Here is a 20,491-nt window from a genome sequence, read left to right as displayed (position 1 = left end):
ACCTTGTCGGACCAGAAGACCGATACTCATCGAGTCTGCCGCGAATACATCACCCAATTCCGCGTCAAGAATACTTCGCTGGCCGCTCAACACATCAACACAGCCACCCTCCACTGATACTGCTGGTCCACGATGTGGCGAACGGACTACAACGCCGTCAACTGTTGCTCTTGTGCGAGTCGCTACCCAACCAGCCCCTGCACCCCAATTTAGTTGCCCTCCATTTTCTTGAGCGCCGTCTACTGTGCATCTATACCTGCCACCCAAGTCCGTCCATCAACATTGGGCAGCCAAGGCCGCGCCGACCGCAACGCGAAGAGATCATTGCGGTCGCATATATCCCCGTACCATAATATCGAACAGCTGAATACTGATCGGAGGGTGTATGCCGTTCTCACGTCGAACATTGCTGAAGGCCACCGGACTTGGAACGATCGCTGCGTTGACCGGCGGCTGCGACGCCGTCGGGTCCGTCTTCGGCCGCATGTTTGCCATTCCTTCTCGCGACACCACCTACTTCACACCCAACGCAAAGTTCTACGTCGTGAACTATGCCGACAGCGCTGTCTCCATGACGCGAGACGTCGACATCGAACAATGGAAAGTCCGCGTCAAAGGGGAAGTGAAAACACCGCTGGCACTGGGCTGGCGGGATATCTTGAACCGCGATTCCTACGATCAAGTCTCCACCCTCATGTGCATCGACACACTTCCCGGCGGCGACAGCATGGGCACCGCGGCATGGCGCGGGATCTCACTCAAGAAACTCCTACGGGAGGCAGGCGCCGATGAAGAGACTGCCCGCGACGTAATCTTCCGTGGCATCGACGGCTATGACGACAGCATTCCGTTCACCCGCGCGATGCAAGACGACGTCATGCTGGCCTTCCTGATGAACGGGGAAAAGCTTCCGAAAGAACATGGCTTTCCCATCCGGCTCATCGTGCCGGGACTCTACGGCATCAAGAATGTCAAATGGATCACTGAGATCGAGGTCTATCCGGGAGACTATCAAGGCTACTGGCAACGCAAAGGCTGGACGGACGACGGTACCATCAAAATCTTTTCACGCATCGACAGCCCCGGTCATTACCAAACGATCCGTGGCCACGAACAACTCTTTCGCGGTATCGCCTTCGGCGGCCCCAACTCTATTAGCAAAGTCGAATTGAGCTTCGATGCAGGTCGCACGTGGAACGAATGTACGATTGAACCGCCCATGTCGCCCTACTCCTGGGTCATCTGGAACTACACCTGGCAGCCGCCCAAGAGGGGCAAGTTCCAAACTGTGGTCCGTGCAACAGATACCAAAGGACAGCTACAGATTGCAGAAATTGTCCGACCACAACCAGCAGGAGCGAGCGGGCTGCACACCATTATCGCAGATGTCGAGCAGGTCTAGCGGCTGGCGAAAGCATGCGCTCCGCGACAACTCCCGCCACGTTCTCGGCTGCAGATTTCCTTTCTGGACCGAAATGGTCAGAAGCCAAATGCTTAAACGAATGCAATGCAGGTGTGAACCGGGGCAAGATGCAGGTCAAGCACCCCGAGCCCAGTTCGCCTGGAAGGCGACAAGCAACTACGACAAGCATTTGCGCACGTTGGGTTTTGTGGGACACTAGAATCAACACAAGGTAGCCCCTTCCTCTATTATGATTGCGGTCTCACTGCTACTTTAGTAACATCAAACCACTGTGAAACGGCGAGTCAACATCGGCATGATCGTTGGGCTCTCCTTAATATTGGTCGCGCTCAAGAACATTGTGCCCTACATCTAGAATCTATGCCGGACACGTCTTTCTACGATGTAATTGTTGTAGGGTCAGGCATCAGTGGCGGCTGGGCGGCCAAGGAACTGACCGAACTTGGAGCGAACGTTCTGCTGTTAGAACGCGGTCGAGACGTCCAACACATTAAAGACTATCCAACCGCCATGCTCCAGCCGTGGCAACTGCGCCACCGCGGACTGATGTCACGGCAGTTGCTGGAATCCCACCCCGTGCAGCGGCGCGCCGGACCCTTCACCGCTTTGAATGCGCACTTCTGGGTCAATGACCTCGAGTCTCCATACACCGAACTGCAGCCATTTTCATGGTTCAGAGGCTACCAAGTCGGCGGGCGCTCCCTCATCTGGGGCCGCCAGAGCTACCGATTCAGCCCGATGGATTTCGAAGCCAATGCGCGGGACGGAGTGGCCGTCGATTGGCCGATCCGCTACGAAGACCTGGCGCCTTGGTATGACTATGTCGAGCGTTTCGCTGGGATCAGTGGATCCCGTGACAGCCTTTCACAATTACCCGATGGCGAATTCCTCCCACCCGTGCCAATGAACTGCGTTGAGGAAAGAATCGCCGACCGTATCCGCACGCGGTACGGCGGACAGCGGAGCATGATCCCCGCACGCACAGCCAATCTCACCATCGCGCACAACGGGCGCGGGAAATGCCAATACCGGAACCAATGTTCCCAGGGCTGTCCGTTCGGCGCCTACTTCAGTACGCAGTCGTCGACGCTGCCAGCCGCGCTCGCAACGGGACGCCTCACAATGCGCACCCACGCAATCGTAACGGAAGTCGTCTACGACCGTGACACCCACCGCGCCCGTGGAGTCCGCGTGCTGGATGCGCTCGATAAGACCACTCGCGAGTACCGCGCGCGTGTCGTGTTTCTCTGTGCCTCAACGCTCAACTCCGCCTGGATCTTGATGAACTCAGCCACGGACATCTTGCCGGACGGGCTGGGCAGCAGTAGTGGAGAACTGGGACACAATATTATCGATCACCATAATCGCGTCGGTGCGAGCGGCTTGATGCCGGGCTTCGACGATAAGTACCACTCAGGGCGCCGACCGAACGCGATCTATGTACCCAGATTCCGCAATATTGGCACTGACAAACGCGAGTACCTTCGCGGCTTCGGCTATCAAGGTGGTGCAGGCCGCGCCGGGTGGCAGCGAAACGTCGCGGAACTGGGCATCGGTCCGGCTCTGAAGAATGCCCTAGTCGAACCCGGCCCCTGGTCCATTGGGTTGGTCGGATTCGGCGAGACGTTGCCATACCACGACAACCGTGTGATCCTCGATAAAAACCGCCGTGACAAATGGGGACTGCCGGTGCTTGCCATGGATTGCCGCATCCGCGACAACGAGCTAAAGATGCGGGTGGATATGCAGAACGATGCAGCCGAGATGCTGGAAGGTGCCGGCGTAACAAATCTGAGGTCGTTCGACGAGTTCTACGCGTTCGGCTCAGGAATTCACGAAATGGGTGCTGCACGCATGGGCCGTAGCGCGAAGACCTCCGTGCTTAACGGATTCAATCAGGTGTGGGACGCGCCAAACGTCTTCGTGACCGACGGTGCCTGCATGACGTCCTCTGCATGCCAGAATCCGTCCCTTACATACATGGCGCTCACCGCTCGCGCTGCGCACTACGCAGCGGAAGAGTTACGACGCGGGAACCTCTGATGGAACACGTATGGTAATCAGTCGGCGTGCGTGGCTCAAGGGTTTCGGTGCCGCGATGGTGCTCGGACTAGTTGGAACCGGGCTGGCATGGAGGCAATTCGGCACCCCTCAACTCGCTGACCTTACCGGGTGGAACGGTTTTTCGGCCACCGACGTCTCGCTGCTGAACGAGATCGCCGAGTCGATCATTCCAACCACGGACACCCCAGGAGCCAAGGCGGGCGACGTCGGAACCTTCATGGCGATCGCTGTCACAGAGTGCTACGAACCTCAACACCAATCGGCGTTCGTGGCAGGGCTGAGAGCCCTGGAGTCGGCCTGTCTTGGGCGATACGGCCGGGGCTTCCAAGAGGTCACGACCTCCGAGCGCACCGCGCTGTTGTCGGAAATCGACGGCGAGCGGAAGTGGCGCGAACTGTGGAATCGGGGAGAGCGCGGGCTCCGGATCGTAGCGAAGCCCCTGCTTGGCGCCATGCCATCGCCGGTCCAAACACCACATTACTTCACAATGATGACGGACCTTGCGATGCTGGGGTACTTCACCTCTCAACCAGGAGCCACCAAGGCCCTTCGCCATAACCCAATTCCAGGCGACTACAACGGTTCGCTACCGTATCGCAAAGGCGATCGAGCCTGGTCGATGTAAGAGCAGTGGCCGTTACCTGGTTCCGCTGGAACTCCCGCAGTCATTGTAACACTTCCTTCTATTCCGGTTGCCACTCCGCTCAAGCGCAAACGTCCAAATCACGAATACAGCCATGCTCATGCATATGTAACAGTGATACGGGTCCGCTGAAGTCCAGATGATCAGTTCAACGCGGAATCAACCATCTTGCCAATTAACCGAATTTTCGGTAGTGCATCAGTTTGATTTCGCCTCGGCCTGTTCGACCAAATGAACAATGTCCCCGATGGTCCACAGGCGATCCGTCACCCCAGCGGCCATGGCTGGCGAAACCCTGAGAGTCTTGTGTAGACGAACAAAGTTATAATGCATGTAGTGTAAGGCCACGGAGTGGGCATGGTTCTCAATCTTCTTTGAAAAGGCGTTGGTTAACCGAGTGAATCGACGGATGCTCATCCGCATGGTCAAATTCTGGCGTTCAACGAAAGATGTACTGACGCAGCAGAGATCTGGGCTTCCGATAACCCTAGCCTTCTTCGCACCGATACACTCAGAGGGGCTATAACGCTTCTGGCCTTCCACTGCTTCTCCGTAAATCTTAATCAGTTGCGCGAAATCAACCTCACTGCCAAAGGCTTTTTCGACCGCTTCAAGATAGGGCCTATGGCCATCCGAAGTGATCTGCACTCGATTCGCTAACCGGCCTGCAAGGTCAGCCACGAACTCACAGGCCGTGGCACCGTCACGGCTTCCAATGCGCCAAGACGGGACCAGCTTCGTATCCGCATCAATGGCTACCCATGTCCACACGTCCCCAGCCCGCCCTAGTTTTCCATCGGGTACGTTCTTGGCCTTGGCATATACAAACGACCAGATCTCATCAAGCTGGAGACGCTTGCAGGTCAGGTTGCGGAATGCCTTGTCCTGATATTCGGCGCAGACTTTGGCAGTTTCGATAAATAACTTTGCAACAGTATTGAATGCCACGTCAGCAATGCGCGCCGTGGCCCTCATGCTATTGCCTTCAACCAGCAGATTGAGGATCTGAACGCGCTTGTCATGGGTTAATTTGTTCATGCCCATAGTGTATGCTCCCCTATGCTTAACGTCAAGCATAAAGATTCAGTTAATGGCACTTTATGGATAAAATTCGTAGAAATTTACGATTTTCGTATTTTTGATATTGACACGGTTAGCCGTGGAGAGTAAAGTCGGATCATCTAATGGGCCAAAAATTTCAGAGAGACTGTAAGTGATTGAAAGCAATAGAATATTCCCCCCGAGTAAATACATCAAGGATGCGCTCAAGGAGCGTGGATGGACGCAGGCAGATTTGGCTTTTGTGCTTGGTCGCTCACCTAGTGAGATTAGTTTCCTGCTGATTGGCAGGAAAAGAATGTCTCCTGAACTCGCGCAAGAACTTGCGGTTGTGTTGGGCAATACGGCAGACCATTGGTTAGGACTCGATAATGCCTATAGTCTTTCACAGACTTCCTATGTTGATGAAGCTGTAATCCGACGCTCCAGAATATTTAGCTTTCCCATTAAGGAAATGCGAAAGCGTAAGTGGATTACCGAAACAACCAAACTCGATGAAATGGAAGATGAATTTAAGCGTTTTTTTGGAGTTGATAGTCTAGCGGAAGATCTTTCTGTAACAGCATCATATAGACGCACCATAAAAGAATCCTCCCTGAACAATGCTGAAAAAGCATGGATTGCGAGGGCCAAACAACTCGCGAAGGTATGTCCAGCCGAACAATTCGATGATAGCAATTTGGCCAATCTGGCAATTGGCCTGAGGCGCTTGGCCGCAAAATCACAAGCCGTACATCGCGTACCGGCACTTCTATCAAAATATGGCATTCGATTCGTTGTTGTCGAACCTTTACCTCGCGTCCAAATTGATGGTGCTGCGTTCTGGTTAGATGACAGATCGCCCGTGATCGCAATGTCTATTCGCTTCGATAACATTGGCTCTTTTTGGTTTACGCTAATGCACGAGTTCTTTCACATTAAAGAAAAGGACGCCTTTTCTTTTGACGACTTGCAATCTTCTCCGGTCGATGATGCTGAAATCCGTGCCAGTAGGAAAGCCGCTGACATTCTTGTCCCCGAGGAAAAACTTGAAACATTCATCAGGACGCATTCGCCACGGTATTCTGAAGCACGGATTAATTATCTAGCGACACAGCTAGAGATTCATCCGGGCATTATTGTTGGCCAACTGCAACATCGAAAAGAAATTGGCTACAGCATGCATCGTCCATTGATGACCAAAGTTCGTGAATTAACAACGGCAGTTGCATTTACAGATGGTTGGGGACATCCAGTACCGCAGGTCTGAAATTAAGGGGAGGACATTCAATGGCAACTCTCACTGTAAAGCTGAACGACATCATGGAAGAATGGGCCAATGTGAACGGCACAGATACGATTGATGTGGATCAGGCCGCTGAATGGGCCGTACAGACTGGCCGATACCAGAGGGAGCCTATTAGTGCCAAGAAACAGTGCATGCAGGATATGAGGCGGGCGCTACAGCAAGATACCTATCTTGACCCTCAGGGCAACAAGGTGCGGACGAAACACGCTGTAAAGAACTACAAAGGTCAGCAAACGTCGCTATGGGTAGATGTTCGTATCGGGAAACCGGCTGTGGTGAAAGAAGCCTTTGATCAAAGCTGGCAGGGAATTGCCAATGACGTAAAGCGACATTCCATTGAGAAGCAATCTTATGATCTCAATAATGCATATGGCGCATCGCTTCCTATGTTTGATTACAATTTTAATCAGCAAGCAGAAGAGGCCAGGATGTCAGGCGAATATGACGATAGTTATAATGATGAGAGTCAGGATGACGGCCTAAATTAATTTTTCTATTTTGATTTTCGTTTCTGTTTCCACCTAGTAGCTGCGGCCTTAGTCGCAATCTCGGATCTACGCGCCTTACTGAGTGAGGCTGCCCGTGCTGCTCCGCCCTTTTTGCCCAAGGCAACAGCGGCAGGGTCTTTCCCGCTCTCATCTGGCATGTTGGTGGAGTCGTCGGCTTCGCCAACGCTGAGGTCAACAATGAGCTTACCGAGTTGGTTGGGATCGCGGGGCCTTTTTGGTTTTTGCATACCGCTAAGCATGCCACAGTCACGGCGGCTTTTCAATTACCGGCCAGATTCAAACTGATGCACTACCGAATTTTCTGATCTTCGCCATTTCGTCAGCTGTCAATTCCCGCCACTGGCAAGGAGCAAGATCCGCCAACTTGACGGGGCCGATTGCGATTCGCACCAGTCGTAATGTCGGGTGCCCCACGGCGGCGGTCATGCGCCGGACCTGCCGATTCAGCCCCTCGCGTAACGTGATCTCCACCCAGGCAGTCGGCACATTTTTACGGAAACGGATTGGCACAGGGCGATCGGGCAATTGGGGGGCATCAGCCAAGAGACGGACTTCAGCAGGCCTGGTCCTTTTGCCGCTTAGCAGCACTCCCTTTCGCAATTGCTCCAGCTCCTCCTCGGTCGGAATGCGCTCGACCTGTGCAAGATACAGTTTCGGCAACTTGTGCTGCGGATCTGTGATGTGGTGCGCCAACGTCCCATCCGACGTCAGAAGCAACAACCCTTCACTATCCAGATCGAGACGTCCCGCGGCATAGACGCCCGGCAGATCGATGTAGTCAGCCAATGTCGGCCGTCCATCGGGATCGGTAAAGCAGGGCAGTACCCCGTAGGGCTTATTGAAGGCAATTGTGCGAATGGTCGGCATGTGCATGAGGCGCGACGAAGAAATGCGATTACTATAGCCAACCATCCTCAACAGCACAACGTACAGGCGACGCTGCATCTCCCCCTCATGCAACTCCCCTAACTGTATGATTGCAGGCGTTTCCCTACAGGACATACTCCATTTTCATGGGCTACGTAGTTTCCTCCGACATCCCTTCCATCCCTTGAAGCTCCGAATCTCTGAATAATTCTGGCCGATATGGCACGCCTCCCCTCCCGGCACCACACTTGCTCTGTACTCCCTGCAGCGCATCCTTCACTTTCATACTCACCTAGGAGGTTTTATCATGACTCGTTTCGCACAGATGCTCGCCTTAGCCGCATTCCTGACCGTTGGACTCGGCGTCCCCATGACCTTCGCCGCTGAACCAGCCCCTGCTGAGCAGAAGGACCTGAAGGAAAAGAAGGATACGACCGGCGGCAAGGCAGACGATGAGAAGAAGAAGGACGAGAAGAAGGACATGAGCGGAAAGTAAGTTCTGCTTTGGGGCGCAGCCACTGCTGCGCCCCGCCTGCAGCCGTGCGTGCACACCCACACAACCGAACTCCCTCCCCCGCTTCAATCAATCAATCGGCTCGCTCGATCGCCAGCCCAACCATTGCAGGGCAAACCCTACAGCGATTGCAGCGCCATGCTCCATTCCCCTGGCGGCACTTGCCCCCAAGCGACCGTCCACTCTTTAACTCCATGAGAAATGACCGGTTCTCTTCACGCGCGCCTATGCATGGTTAGGCATTGCGCTTGCTTCTCTCCTCAAGACTCAGTCCGCCATCATTCACAGGAGGAGACTATGCGACGACTGTTGACCAATCGAGCCAAGAGACTTCAGGCCCCTGCTTGGGCCATGCTCTGCGCGATGGCCGTGGGAGGCTGTGTAAGCACAGAAACCCATACAAAAGCACTCACGGAACTTGAGGCCGCGAAGAAAACGTCCGCCCAGCAAGCCGCGGATCTGGATGCGCTCAAGAAGAAGTCTCAATCGCAGGCCGAGCAGCTTCAACAACAATTGGCGGGGTTACAACAGAATCTGGACCAGGAATCCACGCAACGAAAAGCCGCCGAACGGCAAGCAGCCTCGTTAACCAAAGAACGCGAAGCGCTTGCGGCACGCTCAAACGAGTTGCAATCTCGCCTCGACAGTCTGGAGCTGGAGAAGGGACAATTGAACGGCGAACTCGGCACGGTGCGCGGCCACATCACCGATCTCGAACAGAAACTCGCGAGCGGAAGTGCCTCCGCGCAAGAGGAAATCGCGAAGCTCCAGAAGCAGGCATCTGAGCTTGAGGCCAACGCCACCCGCATCGCGAAGGAACGCGAGCAGCTCCAGCAACAGCAAGCCCAGTTGACCGCCAGTCTGGAGCAGGAACGTCAACGTCTGAAAGCCGGAGAAGCGGACAAGGCTCGGCTGGAACAAGAACGGCTGGCGAAAGAGGAAGAGATCGCACGACTGACTCGCACCCAAGAAGACCTCTCGAAATCGCTTCAAGATGAAATTGCGAAAGGGAATATTACGATCCAGCAAGTCCGCGACCGTCTCACCATCAATATGGTCGATCGTGTGCTATTCGACTCCGGCCAGGCACAGGTGAAGCCAGCCGGCATCAAAGTGCTGAAGCAAGTCGCCGACGTGTTGAAAACGGTCACAGACAAACAGATTCGAATCGAAGGCCACACCGACAATGTGCCGATCAGCTCGAAGCTGCAAGATCGCTTCAAGACAAACTGGGAGCTTTCCACAGCGCGGGCCACGACCGTGGTGCGCTACCTGATCGATCAGGGCACCGTGGACCGCCAGTACCTCTCCGCCGTCGGCTACGCAGATACGCACCCGATCGCGGCAAACGATTCAGAAGAAGGCCGTTCATCCAACCGCCGCATTGAAATCGTGCTTTACCCGAAAGACCTCAAGCAAATCGCCAGTCAAGTTGAGCCCAGTATGCCTGCCTCTCGGTAACCAGCGGCTTTCAGGAGGTGCTCACCAGCGTGGGCACCTCCGCCCAGACTCCTCAGTGCAATCAAGCACGAATCCTACACTTCGATTGAGGCCTTCCCCCGGTTCCCTGCTTCAGTTATGATGCATCACGCGATCGGTCTTCAGAATCATTGCGTAGGAATTGGCCCCATTTCTCTCACTGAGGTACCTATGTTGAGACGCGCGCTGATCATCATGCTCCTCGTGATCCCTCTTGGCCTATCAGGCTGCGACACGGCCTATATCGCCGCGATGGATAAGATGGGCTATGCCAAGCGCGATATCCTGAGCAGTCGAGTCAAATCGGCCCGTGACGCGCAGGAAGAGGCGAAGAAAGATATTCAAAGTGCCCTGGAGAAATTCGGGAAGGTCGTGGCCTATCAAGGCGGAGAGCTGGAAGCCACCTATAAGCAACTCAACAGTGAGCTGCAAAGCAGTGAAGACAGCGCCGAGGCCGTACGAAAACGCATCAAAGACGTCGAAAGCGTCGCAGACTCGCTCTTTTCGGAATGGAAGGCCGAACTCGGCCAATATTCCAGCGCGGACCTGCGGCGGAAGAGCGAGGAGAAGCTCGCACAGACCAAAGCCCGCTACAACGAGATGCTCAGCGCCATGAAGCGGGCCGAACAGCGCATCGATCCTGTCTTGAAGCCGCTCCGCGACCAAGTGCTCTATCTGAAACACAACCTCAATGCCCGTGCATTGGCTGCGATCAAAGGCGAGTTGGTGAAAGTCGACGCCCAAGTCGATCAGCTCGTCAAGGATATGAACCGCTCCATCGCCGAAGCCGACAAGTTCATCCAATCGATGGAAAAAGAACCGGCCTAAACAGCCCGCTCGATACTGATCGTACGAATCAGGAGATCCTCATGCGCTGGGAAGGACAACGGGAAAGCAGCAATGTCGAAGACCGCCGCGGGATGAGTCCTGCGAGGATTAGAGGCGTGGGCGGGCTCGGCATCGGCGGCATCGTCCTAGTCCTTGCCGTCAGCTATTTTACCGGGACTAATCCCTTAACCCTTCTCAACATGCTCGACGGCGTGCAGAACATGACGGAGTCATCGGCACCCTCTGAACCTGGCCGCATCGGAGCCCCGAGCGATCAGCTCGGCAAGTTCGCCTCTGTCGTCCTCGCCGATACAGAAACGACCTGGACAGGGCTGCTTGGACAGCGGTACGAAAACCCTCGCATGGTGCTCTTTTCCGGCGCGGTCCAGTCGGCCTGCGGCACCACCTCGTCAGCGGTCGGCCCCTTCTATTGCCCCGGCGACCACAAGCTCTACCTCGATCTATCGTTTTTCGACGAGATGTCTCAGCGCCTCGGCGCACCGGGCGATTTTGCGCAGGCCTACGTCATTGCACACGAAGTCGGACACCATGTTCAAAATTTGCTGGGCATCGCAGAAAAAGTACATCGGCTTCAGCGGCAGGGCTCCGAAGCAGAAGGCAACGCGCTCTCCGTCCGCATGGAGCTGCAAGCCGATTGCTTCGCCGGCGTGTGGGGACATCATGCCAAACGCGATCGTAATCTGATCGAACCAGGCGACTTCGAAGAAGGACTACGCGCCGCTTCCGCCATTGGAGACGACCGGCTCCAAAAGATGGCGCGGGGCCAGGTGCAACCGGAAAGCTGGACACATGGCTCCTCAGAACAACGGATGACCTGGCTCCGAAAGGGCTTGGAGACTGGTGACCCGAAAGCCTGCGACGCCTTCGCCGGCAGTCGGCTATAGCCCCGCTATTTTATGGACATCGATCAGGATCAACAGCCAGAACCGTCCTCTCAGGGGATCGCTGCAGCCCTTCTGGCCGATGCGCCCTGGCGCGCCAATTCCGTGTTGGCTGCAGGTGCCACGATGGCCGCTGGGCTTGCCGCGTGGGTAGCCGACTATGCCGATTCGCCCGCCGCCGCCCAGTTGGGAGGCAGCTACATCGGCGGGTTTTTCATCGGGTGGGCATTCCGTCGATTTTTGAAGATGGCAGCCCTGGTCGTCGGTGGGATTTTCGCCGGTATCGCCGTCCTCAAAGGGACGGGGTGGGTAGATCTGGACTGGAGCGCGATTGAAACACAGATTATGCACAGCATGGCTGCGCTCCAGCGTGGCGCTGAAGGGCTCAAACAGTTTCTCTCCGGCTATCTTCCCTCCGCCGGCGCGGCAGGAGCCGGGACATTTTTCGGTTTTCGCAAGAAGTAATATGCTGAACAGTCTCGTATCAGGAGGAGCGGGGCGCTAGTTGCTGAGTTTCTGCTCGATCTTCTTGCCCGCTTTTTCAAACCCTTCAGCGGTCTTGTTGGCCGCCTTCTTCAGTTTCTGTTCGATCTTGTCGCCGATGTGTTTGTCCTCGACTTTCTTCACGACGGCTTTTGTCTTGTCCTCAATCTTCTGACCGACGCGCTTCGCCGTCGTTTCAACCCGCTCCATCATTCCCTGCGATTCTTCGGCCAAAACAGGACCGGCCGCACAGACAACCAACACCAGCAGCAACAACAGAGACACCATCTGCGTTCCATTCATCATCGTAGCCATAGGACACTCCTTTATGTGAATACCATACCATGCATACCGCGTCTTGTCCTGGCTTACCAGTCTTACCGCCCCCCCATTTCTCCCACCAGGCACTCTGGATTATACTAGTGCCGTCTACTGGATTTTCTTATGAAAGGATCTCCCATGTGCTGCATGTTTGTCGTTCATTCTTTTTTACGCAACTGGACTCTGTGCCTTCTCGCACTCCCAATGGTCGGCCTCACGTCTCCTGCGCAGGCCGAGATTGCACCCGCCGCACTTGATCGCGCCAAGCTCGCGACCGTCGGCATTCTCGAAGACACGCAGGATCAACGCACCCCCACTACACCGGGAAAGATTCTCGTCCGCGGAACTGGATTTCACCTGCGCGACGGCTACATCGTCACCGCCCGGCACGCGGCAGAGAAACAGGATGTCACCACTGGACCCGTCATTCAGAAACAGATCCATGTCCTGACCACCGATCTCCACGAACTCCCGGCCGACCTGGTTGGAGACAGCGCCTTCATGGACGTCGTCATCTATCGCATCGCAGAAGCCCACCGCGCCAAGCTTCGCGCCAGTGCCTCATTCGCCTCCGGTGACGTACAGCCAGGCCTGGAAGTCTTCACCGTCGGCTATCCGATGGGCTGGGGCCCGACCATGTCCTTCGGACACTTAGGCAATACGAATACCTTCCTCCAAACGGTGGACACCAGGTTGATCCAGGCCGACGTAGCCGCCTGCAGCGGCAACTCCGGCGGCGGGCTCTTCAATGACAAGGGAGAGGTGGTCGGGATCATGCACGCCATCATCCAAACTGAACGAGACGATTCCACCGCGCGTTGCAGCCGCATGGCATTTGCCATCCCGGCGATTCTCGCCAACCGAATCGTAAACGCCGCCCTGGAGGGAAAACCCCTGGCCTTCTCGAAGATGGGCATTCACATGATGCCAGTGAAGGACGGCACCAAGTGGCGCATGGCGGTGAAGGACGTGTCCGAACCAGCCAAAGAAGCCGGCATTCAGAAGCACGACATCATCATTGCTATAGAAGGCACTGAGATCAACGACGCCGCCCATCTGAAAAACTATCTCATTGAACGAACGACACCGGGACAGAAAGTCGCCGTCAAAGTACGTCGCATCGATGCAGATTTGACCTTTACGGTCACCCTGGGAGGAGGATGAAAGAGTTCAGTGCGGTGCGCTGTGCCCTGGCAGCGCTTGATACCAGCCATTGGCCTGAGCCAACGATACCGAGCAATCGAACAACATACTGAGGTTGGCTTCTGTGAGGACAGCACGTTTCTCACCGTCCTGGAGAACCTTCCCTTGCTTCAAAAGGATCACTCGCTCGACTTCAGGCGGGATCTCATGAATATGGTGGGTCACCAGCAGCAGCGTTTTCCCCTTTTGTATATGGGAACGAACGAGATCCAAATAGTGAAAGGTCGCCGTCAGATCGAGCCCACTGGTGGGTTCATCCAGCACTAACGCAGTCGGGTCATGCACCAACGCACGGCCCAGCAGGCAGCGTCGCTGCTCGCCCGTGGACATCTCCCCAAACCGTCGCTCCCTCAATGAACTGGCACCCATCTCCTCCAACATCTTGTCTGCCCTGACGATCTGCCCATAGCTAAAGTTTTGATGGCCATAGATGCCGATACTGGCGTAGAAACCGGACAGAATCACTTTCAGGCCGGTCACTTGGTCCATGTACTGACGTTGAAGGTCATGGGACACCATCCCTAAGCGCTTGCGGACGTCCCAGACATTCCACTGTTCTTCGCCGAATAAACGGATATGGGTTTCATCATGCGGAAAGGGATGGACTTCTCCCGCCAGTAATTTCAAGAGGGTCGATTTGCCTGCCCCGTTGGGTCCGAGGATGGCGACATGTTCACCCTCTTGAAGCGACAACGAAAAATCGCTGAAGACACAGGTGTCACCCCGATAGACCGTCGCATGCTGAATGTCGAGAATTGGAGGAGAGTTCGTCATGGAGAAACGCTTGGAGGCCAACGCCTAACCTATCTCGCATACCAGCGTAACACTAACCTACCGTTCGACCGGGCCGCCGACCGCTTTGCCGGCGCGGCGTGACTGTTCGAGGCCGGCACGGGCCAATGCGTCCACCCGTTCGTTCTCCGGATGACCGTTATGCCCCCGCACCCAGCGCCATTCAAGGGTATGGCCAACAGTCAGGATATCGAGGCGACGCCACAAATCCTCATTCTTAACCGGCTCTTTGCTCGCAGTTTTCCAGCCTCGTCGCTTCCAGTTATGGATCCATTCGCTGATGCCTTTTTGCACATACTGCGAATCGGTGTAGACATGCGCTTCCACCGGCTCAGTGAGCGACTGCAACGCCTCGATCACCGCAAGCAGCTCCATGCGGTTGTTCGTCGTCGCCGGCTCCCCGCCGCAGAGCTGCGTTTCGGCATCGCCGATACGCAGCAGGGCGCCCCAGCCTCCTGGCCCAGGGTTCCCGCTACAGGCACCATCTGTATAGATTTCCATCATCGTCTACTCTCCTCATGAGGCGTAACAATACCTCGGATGTCGGCCATGTTACCCTAGGGACAGGGAATGTGTATGCGCACCAAGATTACGCTTCGGCAGGATCCGGATTGATCTTCGCAGTGGATGTCTTATTCGTGGAAGAAACGCTCTTCTTCGAAGAACCGGCAATCTTTGGTGTCGACGTCTTCACATCGGCGTTCTGCGCGCGATGCAGGAGGGCATGGTCCATGAGCACCAGCGCCATCATGGCTTCGGCAATCGGTGTGGCTCTGATACCGACACAGGGATCATGGCGGCCATTGGTCTCGACCGTCACGGCGTTCCCCTGCTTGTCGATGGAACGGCGGGGCACACGAATACTCGACGTCGGCTTGATCCCGATCGTGACCACGACATCCTGCCCCGTGGAAATACCGCCGAGGATACCGCCTGCATGATTCGTCACAAACCCTTCCGGGGTCAGTTCGTCGCTATGCTCCGACCCCCGTTGCGTGACGGAGCCAAACCCCACGCCGATTTCCACGGCCTTCACGGCATTGATGCTCATCATGGCCGCGGCCAAATCTGAGTCCAACTTGGCATAAACCGGTGCACCCCAGCCGACAGGCACATGCTCGGCAACCGTCGTGATCCTGGCGCCGACTGAATCGCCGGCCTTCCGCAGCTCATCCATAAACGATTCAAGCTTGGCTACTCCGGTGGGATCAGCCACAAAAAACGGATTGGCACTTACAGCATCCCAGGTCTTGAACGGGACTTCATGTGGCCCAAGTTGGCTGAGATAGCCGCGGATCACGATGCCATACGTTTCGTTGAGCCATTTCTTCGCAATGGCTGCCGCTGCCACTCGCACAGCCGTTTCACGAGCAGAGGATCTCCCCCCGCCGCGATGATCGCGGATTCCGTACTTCTGCCAATAGGTATAGTCTGCGTGGCCGGGGCGAAAGGTATCGACCAAGTTGCCGTAGTCCTTACTGCGGGAGTCTTCGTTCCGGATGAGGAGCGCGATCGGCGTGCCGGTGGTCTTGCCTTCAAAGACACCGGAGAGGATCTCGACGGTGTCGGATTCCTGCCGCTGTGTGACATGGCGTGAGGTGCCGGGCTTGCGCCGGTCGAGATCCAATTGAATGTCATCAACCGAGAGAGCCATACCAGGCGGGCAGCCATCCACGACACAACCAATCGCGGGACCATGGCTCTCGCCGAATGAGGTGACGGTGAAGATGTGACCGAACGAATTGCCTGCCATGGGACGAATGACTCCTCCCTATTCGACGAGATCGAGCTTGATGCGCAATTCCTTCAACTGATCGGTGCCGACGGCCGAGGGGGCATCGGTCAGCGGACATTGGGCCCGTTGCGTTTTGGGGAACGCGATCACGTCGCGGATCGAGTCGGCATGTCCCAACAACATGATCAACCGATCGAGCCCGAAGGCAATCCCGCCGTGTGGAGGCGCGCCAAATTCGAGCGCATCGAGTAAGAATCCGAACTTCGCCTGCGACTGCTCCTTGTTGATGCCGAGCAAATCGAGAATGCGTAGCTGGATATCGCTCCGATGGTTCCGGATACTCCCGCCGCCGATTTCGCTGCCGTTGAGCACCATGTCGTAGGCCTTCGCCCGTACTTTGAGCGGCTCCGAATCCAGCAGCGCCAGGTCTTCATCCATCGGCGCGGCGAACGGGTTGTGCATGAAGATATACCGCTTCTCTTCCGGCGAATAGTCCAGCAAGGGGAACTCGGTAACCCAGACGGGCTTCCAGGCTGTGGTATCGATCAGCTTCAACTCTTCACCGAGCGATAACCTGATGCGACCTAACACGTCATGAACAATGGCAGCCTTGTCGGCACCGAAGAGGACTAAATCACCCGGCTTGGCCTCAGGAAGAGCCGCTGCGAAGGCCTTGGCATCCAAAAACTTGGCGATGACAGACTCCAGTTGCCCTTCGGGGGTGATCTTGAGCCAGGCCAGCCCCTTGGCGCCGAATGTCTTGGCCATCTCACCGAGCGCATCGATCCGGCTCCGAGGAGTGGCCGCGCCGCCTTTGACGATCAAGGCCTTCACGATCCCGCCCTTGGTCGCCGCCTCCTTAAACACCTTGAAATCGCTGGCTGCCGCAAAAGCCGTCACATCATGCAGCGGCATGTCGAAACGTAAATCAGGCTTGTCAGAGCCATAGCGTCCCATCGCCTCGGCATAGGTCATGCGCGGAAATGGAGTCGGCAACTGTACGCCGCCCGCGTCACGAAACACGGTGACGATCATCTGCTCCATCAAGCTCATGACATCCAGCCGATCGACGAACGACATCTCGAGATCGATCTGGGTAAATTCCGGCTGCCGGTCGTTGCGTAAATCCTCGTCGCGGAAGCAACGCGCAATCTGGTAGTAGCGATCGACGCCACTCACCATGAGCACTTGTTTGAAGAGCTGCGGCGATTGAGGCAGCGCATAGAACTGACCGGGATTCACCCGGCTGGGTACCAGATAGTCCCGCGCGCCTTCCGGCGTACTCTTGGTCAAAATCGGCGTTTCGACCTCAAGGAAGCGTTCTGCGTTCAGGAAGCCGCGGACGGCCTGCATGATGTTGTGCCGGATGGTTAAGAGTTTCTGCATCTTCGGACGACGAAGATCCAGGTAGCGGTACTTCAGCCGGATCGACTCGGTCACTTCGGCATCGTCTTCGATCATGAACGGCGGCGTCTTCGACTCGTTCAGAATCTCAATGGCATCCACGAAGACTTCGATCTCGCCCGTCGGCAGGTTGGGATTCTTCGACTCGTCGGGGCGGGCCATGACTTGACCGGTCACCGACACGACGCATTCGCTCCGTAACGCATGGGAAGCTTGGTGCATGCCGGCATTCCGCTCGGCATTGAACACCACCTGCGTCAGCCCGGTTCGATCACGCAGGTCGATGAACAGCACGACGCCATGGTCGCGCCGCCGCTGCACCCACCCGTTTAAAACGACGGTTTGCCCGACCGCGGCTTTGGTAAGTTCGCCGCACCGATGAGTCCTGACCTTCATACCACCTTCGCTTTCTTCGAACGAGCCCATCCAACCCGGCTGATCCGCTTCTTCGGCCTGGGAACCTGCTTTTCTGCAGCCTCTTCCGTGGCGAGTTTATGCTCGGCGAGTTCGCGCAGGGCGTTCGCTTCACGGTCGGTCAGGTACCGAAACTCTCCGGCCCCCAAATCGCCCAACGACAACGGTCCCATCTTAATTCTCGTGAGCTTCAAGACCGGATGGCCGACCGCTTCCATCATTCGCTTCACTTGATGCTGGCGCCCTTCGCGGATCGTAATCTCCAGCCAGGAATTCAGCTTGGCTTTCTTCACCTTCTTCACCACAGCTGGACCGGTCATGCCGTCTTCCAACTGCACACCCTGCTCTAACTGCCGGATATGGTCATCCGTCACCACCTGCTTCACTTTAATCAGATAGGTCTTCGGCACATGGTAACGGGGGTGGAGCAGCGTCTGCGCCAAATCGCCGTGATTGGTCAAGAGCATCAACCCTTCGCTATCGAAGTCCAATCGCCCGACGGGAAATACCCGCACCGAAATTCCCCGGAGATAGTCCTTCACCGTCGGCCGACCTCCCGGATCGTTCAACGTCGACATCACGTTCTTCGGCTTATTCAGCAGCAGATAGACATACGGCTGAGCGGAACTCAGGTGCTTGCCGTCCACCTTGATGTGGGCGCGCTCCGGATCGACCTTGGTGCCGAGCTCCGTCACGACTTTACCGTTGACGGTCACGCGCCCGGCGGCAATCCACTCCTCGGCCTTCCGCCGCGAAGCGAGCCCTGATCCGGCAATGATTTTCTGCAGGCGTACCCCGCCTTCAGGCAAAGGGTCAGCGGCATTAGGCAAGGGGCGCGGAGTATTTTTTCCAGTCTTGTCTGTCATTTCAATCTATCCCCTAATCCCCTAGCCTCTCGCCTCGTGCCACTAACCAGCTCTTTATTCCCACTCGATTGTGGCCGGCGGTTTCGAACTGATGTCGTACACCACCCGGTTCACACCCTTCACTTCGTTGATGATCCGGTTCGAGATCTTGCCCAATACGTCATTCGGAATCTTGGCCCAATCGGCCGTCATGCCATCCAAACTGGTCACGGCACGAAGCGCAATGACATGCTCATAGGTCCGTTGATCGCCCATGACGCCCACAGTCCTAATCGGCAGAAGCACGGCGAGCGATTGCCAAATCTCCCGATACAAACCGGCGGCGCGAATCTCCTGATCGAGAATGGACTCGGCCGCTCGAAGGATCGTCAATCGCTCCTTCGTCACTGCGCCGAGCACCCGGATCGCCAGACCAGGTCCTGGGAAAGGCTGCCGCCACACGATCTCATCGGGAAGGCCCAATTCCTTCCCCAATACCCTGACTTCGTCCTTGAACAGTTCGCGCAACGGTTCGATCAGCTTCAGCTTCATCCGCGCCGGCAACCCGCCAACATTGTGATGCGTCTTGATCGTGGCCGACGGCCCCTTGAAGCTCACACTTTCAATGACATCGGGATAGAGCGTGCCTTGAACGAGAAATTTCACTCCGCCCGATTTCTTCTTCGCTTCCGCATCGAATTGTTCGATGAACTGTTTCCCGATAACTTTCCTCTTACGCTCGGGATCGATCACCCCTTTGAGCTTAGCCAGAAACGAATCGGACGCGTCGATCATGCGCAAGTTCAAGTGGAGCTGTTTGGCAAACGTCTGTTTGACTTGCTCCTTCTCCCCCGTCCGAAGCAGGCCGTTGTCGACGAAAATGCAGGTGAGCTGATCGCCGATCGCGCGATGCGTCAATGCCGCAGCCACAGAAGAGTCGACGCCCCCGCTCAAGGCACAGATCACCCGCTCCTTGCCGACCTGCTCGCGAATCTGCTGCACCGCCGTCTCCACATAGGACTCCATCGTCCACGTCGGCTTACAACCGCAAATGTCGTAGACGAAGTTACGAAGCAACGTCGTCCCTTCAGGCGTATGCACCACTTCCGGATGAAACTGCAGGCAATAGATCCGACGCTTGTGATCGTCGCGCTTCATCGCAGCAATCGGCGAATTACCGGTATGCGCGATGGATCGGAAGCCAGGCGGCATCCGTTCGATACGGTCCCCATGCGACATCCAGACAACGGTCGACCCGTTTGTGCCGATGCCCTTGAAGAGATCGCTCTTGTCGTCGATGGTCAGATCGGCTCGGCCGTACTCCCGATGCTTGGACTTGGCCACCTCTCCGCCGGAGAGGTGTGTCACCAGCTGCATGCCATAACAAATGCCGAGGATGGGAATCCCGAGGTCGAATAGTTCCTTAGAAACGCTCGGCGCCTTCTTCTCATACACGCTGGAGGGGCCACCGGATAACACGATGCCTTGCGGGCGATAGGCGAGAATGGTCGCCATGGAAGCGGTACAGGGCAAGATCTGAGAATAGACATGCGCCTCGCGGATGCGTCGCGCAATCAGCTGGGTATATTGCGACCCGAAGTCGAGAACCAGAATTCTATTGTGCCAAAGTTCCATGTTTTGAAAAGAGCTTATAGCTGAGGGCTGATAGCAGTAGAAAGAAAATGGGTGAGCAACGGAGGAGATACGCGACCGGCGTT

20 protein-coding genes are annotated in these 20,491 nt (G+C 56.2%); 11 read left to right on the top strand and 9 right to left on the bottom strand.

The window, feature by feature from the left end:
* Window positions 1–385: 385 nt before the first annotated feature.
* From Q7U76_05500 to Q7U76_05490, 3 genes are all read left to right on the top strand, one after another.
* The gene (locus Q7U76_05500; GenBank protein ID MDO8355829.1) at window positions 386–1,402 is read left to right on the top strand and encodes a molybdopterin-dependent oxidoreductase; all 1,017 of its coding nucleotides are present in this window, start codon (window positions 386–388) and stop codon (window positions 1,400–1,402) included.
* 381 nt (window positions 1,403–1,783) lie between these two features.
* Window positions 1,784–3,466 (top strand): GMC family oxidoreductase, encoded by a 1,683-nt coding sequence (locus tag Q7U76_05495; GenBank protein ID MDO8355828.1) that lies wholly within the window; start codon window positions 1,784–1,786, stop codon window positions 3,464–3,466.
* Window positions 3,467–3,476: 10 nt separating this feature from the next.
* Window positions 3,477–4,112 carry a gluconate 2-dehydrogenase subunit 3 family protein gene (locus Q7U76_05490; GenBank protein ID MDO8355827.1) on the top strand — a complete coding sequence of 212 codons (636 nt, stop codon included), beginning with the start codon at window positions 3,477–3,479 and terminating at the stop codon, window positions 4,110–4,112.
* Between the two features lie 216 nt (window positions 4,113–4,328).
* Here Q7U76_05490 and Q7U76_05485 read toward each other — a convergent pair whose 3' ends face one another.
* Window positions 4,329–5,168, bottom strand: a complete 840-nt coding sequence (locus Q7U76_05485) for an IS1 family transposase (protein ID MDO8355826.1) — start codon at window positions 5,166–5,168, stop codon at window positions 4,329–4,331.
* Between the two features lie 175 nt (window positions 5,169–5,343).
* Here Q7U76_05485 and Q7U76_05480 point away from each other — a divergent pair, with 175 nt between their 5' ends.
* Together Q7U76_05480 and Q7U76_05475 are read left to right on the top strand one after the other, a co-directional pair.
* Entirely contained in the window at window positions 5,344–6,438 is a 1,095-nt protein-coding gene (locus tag Q7U76_05480) for a helix-turn-helix domain-containing protein (GenBank protein ID MDO8355825.1), read from the top strand.
* 20 nt (window positions 6,439–6,458) lie between these two features.
* Entirely contained in the window at window positions 6,459–6,965 is a 507-nt protein-coding gene (locus Q7U76_05475) for a hypothetical protein (protein MDO8355824.1), read from the top strand.
* Window positions 6,966–7,262: 297 nt separating this feature from the next.
* On the opposite strand, the gene Q7U76_05470 is transcribed toward Q7U76_05475, so the two are convergent.
* Entirely contained in the window at window positions 7,263–7,859 is a 597-nt protein-coding gene (locus Q7U76_05470) for a pseudouridine synthase (protein ID MDO8355823.1), read from the bottom strand.
* Window positions 7,860–8,160: 301 nt separating this feature from the next.
* On the opposite strand from Q7U76_05470, the gene Q7U76_05465 reads away from it, so the two are divergent.
* The 5 genes from Q7U76_05465 to Q7U76_05445 all read left to right on the top strand — a co-directional run bounded on the left by Q7U76_05465 (window position 8,161) and on the right by Q7U76_05445 (window position 12,041).
* Entirely contained in the window at window positions 8,161–8,349 is a 189-nt protein-coding gene (locus Q7U76_05465) for a hypothetical protein (protein ID MDO8355822.1), read from the top strand.
* Between the two features lie 315 nt (window positions 8,350–8,664).
* A complete protein-coding gene (locus Q7U76_05460) occupies window positions 8,665–9,828 on the top strand; it encodes an OmpA family protein (GenBank protein MDO8355821.1) in 1,164 nt (387 codons plus the stop codon).
* Between the two features lie 189 nt (window positions 9,829–10,017).
* A complete protein-coding gene (locus Q7U76_05455; protein ID MDO8355820.1) occupies window positions 10,018–10,674 on the top strand; it encodes a DUF2959 domain-containing protein in 657 nt (218 codons plus the stop codon).
* Window positions 10,675–10,715: 41 nt separating this feature from the next.
* Window positions 10,716–11,579, top strand: coding sequence for a neutral zinc metallopeptidase (locus Q7U76_05450; protein MDO8355819.1), 864 nt, complete (start codon window positions 10,716–10,718; stop codon window positions 11,577–11,579).
* A 12-nt stretch (window positions 11,580–11,591) separates the two neighbouring features.
* Complete coding sequence (locus Q7U76_05445) at window positions 11,592–12,041, top strand: FUN14 domain-containing protein (protein MDO8355818.1); 450 nt, start codon at window positions 11,592–11,594, stop codon at window positions 12,039–12,041.
* A gap of 36 nt (window positions 12,042–12,077) precedes the next feature.
* Here the strand turns inward: Q7U76_05445 and Q7U76_05440 are convergent, their stop codons facing one another.
* Window positions 12,078–12,374, bottom strand: a complete 297-nt coding sequence (locus Q7U76_05440) for a hypothetical protein (protein MDO8355817.1) — start codon at window positions 12,372–12,374, stop codon at window positions 12,078–12,080.
* Between the two features lie 153 nt (window positions 12,375–12,527).
* Here Q7U76_05440 and Q7U76_05435 point away from each other — a divergent pair, with 153 nt between their 5' ends.
* Entirely contained in the window at window positions 12,528–13,544 is a 1,017-nt protein-coding gene (locus Q7U76_05435; GenBank protein ID MDO8355816.1) for a trypsin-like peptidase domain-containing protein, read from the top strand.
* Window positions 13,545–13,550: 6 nt separating this feature from the next.
* Here the strand turns inward: Q7U76_05435 and Q7U76_05430 are convergent, their stop codons facing one another.
* The 6 genes from Q7U76_05430 to guaA form a co-directional block, all read right to left on the bottom strand.
* Window positions 13,551–14,357, bottom strand: coding sequence for an ATP-binding cassette domain-containing protein (locus tag Q7U76_05430; GenBank protein MDO8355815.1), 807 nt, complete (start codon window positions 14,355–14,357; stop codon window positions 13,551–13,553).
* Between the two features lie 57 nt (window positions 14,358–14,414).
* Entirely contained in the window at window positions 14,415–14,876 is a 462-nt protein-coding gene (gene rnhA / locus Q7U76_05425; protein ID MDO8355814.1) for a ribonuclease HI, read from the bottom strand.
* 88 nt (window positions 14,877–14,964) lie between these two features.
* Window positions 14,965–16,128 (bottom strand): chorismate synthase, encoded by a 1,164-nt coding sequence (gene aroC / locus Q7U76_05420; protein ID MDO8355813.1) that lies wholly within the window; start codon window positions 16,126–16,128, stop codon window positions 14,965–14,967.
* Between the two features lie 18 nt (window positions 16,129–16,146).
* The gene (aspS, locus tag Q7U76_05415; protein ID MDO8355812.1) at window positions 16,147–17,910 is read right to left on the bottom strand and encodes an aspartate--tRNA ligase; all 1,764 of its coding nucleotides are present in this window, start codon (window positions 17,908–17,910) and stop codon (window positions 16,147–16,149) included.
* Window positions 17,907–18,794, bottom strand: a complete 888-nt coding sequence (locus Q7U76_05410) for a pseudouridine synthase (protein MDO8355811.1) — start codon at window positions 18,792–18,794, stop codon at window positions 17,907–17,909. The genes aspS and Q7U76_05410 overlap by 4 nt, the downstream gene beginning before the upstream one ends.
* 54 nt (window positions 18,795–18,848) lie before the next feature.
* A complete protein-coding gene (gene guaA, locus Q7U76_05405) occupies window positions 18,849–20,408 on the bottom strand; it encodes a glutamine-hydrolyzing GMP synthase (protein MDO8355810.1) in 1,560 nt (519 codons plus the stop codon).
* Between the last annotated feature and the right edge of the window lie 83 nt (window positions 20,409–20,491).

Source organism: Nitrospirota bacterium, from assembly GCA_030645475.1.
In the GTDB taxonomy this organism is placed as follows: domain Bacteria; phylum Nitrospirota; class Nitrospiria; order Nitrospirales; family Nitrospiraceae; genus Palsa-1315.
This window is presented reverse-complemented; position numbering and strand designations above follow the sequence as displayed.

Excerpts from the sequence above, each read along its gene's own strand:
- Q7U76_05460 (MDO8355821.1), top strand. The coding sequence starts at position 8,665 with ATGCGACGACTGTTGACCAATCGAGCCAAGAGACTTCAGGCCCCTGCT.
- Q7U76_05440 (MDO8355817.1), bottom strand. The coding sequence starts at position 12,374 with ATGGCTACGATGATGAATGGAACGCAGATGGTGTCTCTGTTGTTGCTG.
- Q7U76_05435 (MDO8355816.1), top strand. The coding sequence starts at position 12,528 with ATGTTTGTCGTTCATTCTTTTTTACGCAACTGGACTCTGTGCCTTCTC.
- Q7U76_05410 (MDO8355811.1), bottom strand. The coding sequence starts at position 18,794 with ATGACAGACAAGACTGGAAAAAATACTCCGCGCCCCTTGCCTAATGCC.
- Q7U76_05445 (MDO8355818.1), top strand. The coding sequence starts at position 11,592 with ATGGACATCGATCAGGATCAACAGCCAGAACCGTCCTCTCAGGGGATC.
- Q7U76_05495 (MDO8355828.1), top strand. The coding sequence starts at position 1,784 with ATGCCGGACACGTCTTTCTACGATGTAATTGTTGTAGGGTCAGGCATC.
- Q7U76_05465 (MDO8355822.1), top strand. The coding sequence starts at position 8,161 with ATGACTCGTTTCGCACAGATGCTCGCCTTAGCCGCATTCCTGACCGTT.
- Q7U76_05490 (MDO8355827.1), top strand. The coding sequence starts at position 3,477 with ATGGTAATCAGTCGGCGTGCGTGGCTCAAGGGTTTCGGTGCCGCGATG.
- aspS (MDO8355812.1), bottom strand. The coding sequence starts at position 17,910 with ATGAAGGTCAGGACTCATCGGTGCGGCGAACTTACCAAAGCCGCGGTC.
- guaA (MDO8355810.1), bottom strand. The coding sequence starts at position 20,408 with ATGGAACTTTGGCACAATAGAATTCTGGTTCTCGACTTCGGGTCGCAA.
- Q7U76_05455 (MDO8355820.1), top strand. The coding sequence starts at position 10,018 with ATGTTGAGACGCGCGCTGATCATCATGCTCCTCGTGATCCCTCTTGGC.
- Q7U76_05500 (MDO8355829.1), top strand. The coding sequence starts at position 386 with ATGCCGTTCTCACGTCGAACATTGCTGAAGGCCACCGGACTTGGAACG.
- Q7U76_05450 (MDO8355819.1), top strand. The coding sequence starts at position 10,716 with ATGCGCTGGGAAGGACAACGGGAAAGCAGCAATGTCGAAGACCGCCGC.
- aroC (MDO8355813.1), bottom strand. The coding sequence starts at position 16,128 with ATGGCAGGCAATTCGTTCGGTCACATCTTCACCGTCACCTCATTCGGC.
- Q7U76_05475 (MDO8355824.1), top strand. The coding sequence starts at position 6,459 with ATGGCAACTCTCACTGTAAAGCTGAACGACATCATGGAAGAATGGGCC.
- rnhA (MDO8355814.1), bottom strand. The coding sequence starts at position 14,876 with ATGGAAATCTATACAGATGGTGCCTGTAGCGGGAACCCTGGGCCAGGA.
- Q7U76_05470 (MDO8355823.1), bottom strand. The coding sequence starts at position 7,859 with ATGCACATGCCGACCATTCGCACAATTGCCTTCAATAAGCCCTACGGG.
- Q7U76_05485 (MDO8355826.1), bottom strand. The coding sequence starts at position 5,168 with ATGAACAAATTAACCCATGACAAGCGCGTTCAGATCCTCAATCTGCTG.
- Q7U76_05430 (MDO8355815.1), bottom strand. The coding sequence starts at position 14,357 with ATGACGAACTCTCCTCCAATTCTCGACATTCAGCATGCGACGGTCTAT.